Source organism: Streptococcus infantis, from assembly GCF_047460825.1.
Taxonomy (GTDB): Bacteria; Bacillota; Bacilli; order Lactobacillales; family Streptococcaceae; genus Streptococcus; species Streptococcus infantis_V.
In genome coordinates, this window is sequence record NZ_JASHFO010000083.1 from 1 (window position 1) to 599 (window position 599).

The 599-nt window shown below is 37.6% G+C and carries 1 protein-coding gene; it reads right to left on the reverse strand.

Annotated features, from left to right (window positions below; genetic code table 11):
* Window positions 1-475 (reverse strand): transposase family protein (locus QM911_RS09915; protein ID WP_414313888.1); only part of this gene is annotated, 475 nt, incomplete at its 3' end.
* Window positions 476-599: the final 124 nt, after the last annotated feature.

The following is a 599-nucleotide window of genomic DNA, read 5'->3' on the forward strand; positions in this document are numbered from 1 at the left end:
ACTCGTCCCAAGACATAATCTCAGGAAGTCGGCTAAAGTCATGCTTAAAGTGAAAGTCATTTAACTTGCGAATGACAGTTGAAGTTGAAATGGCCAGCTGATGAGCAATATCGGTCATAGAAGTCTTTTCAATCAACTTTTGCGCAATTTTTTGGTTGATGATACGAGGAATTTGATGATTCTTCTTGACGATAGAAGTCTCAGCGACCATCATTTTCGAGCACTGATAGCACTTGAAACGACGCTTTCTAAGGAGGATTCTAGTAGGCATACCAGTCGTTTCGAGGTAAGGAATTTTCGACGGTTTTTGAAAGTCATATTTCTTCATTTGACTTTCGCAATCAGGGCAAGATGGGGCTTCATAATCCAATTTGGCGACGATTTCCTTGTGTGTATCCATATTGATGATATCTAGAATTTTGATGTTCGGGTCTTTGATATCGAGTAGTTTTGTGATAAAATGTAATTGTTCCATATGATTCTTTCTAATGAGTTGTTTGATCGCTTTTCATTATAGGTCATATGGGACTTTTTTTCTACACAAAAATAGGCTCCATAATATCCATAGGGGATTTACCCACTACAAATATTATAGAGCC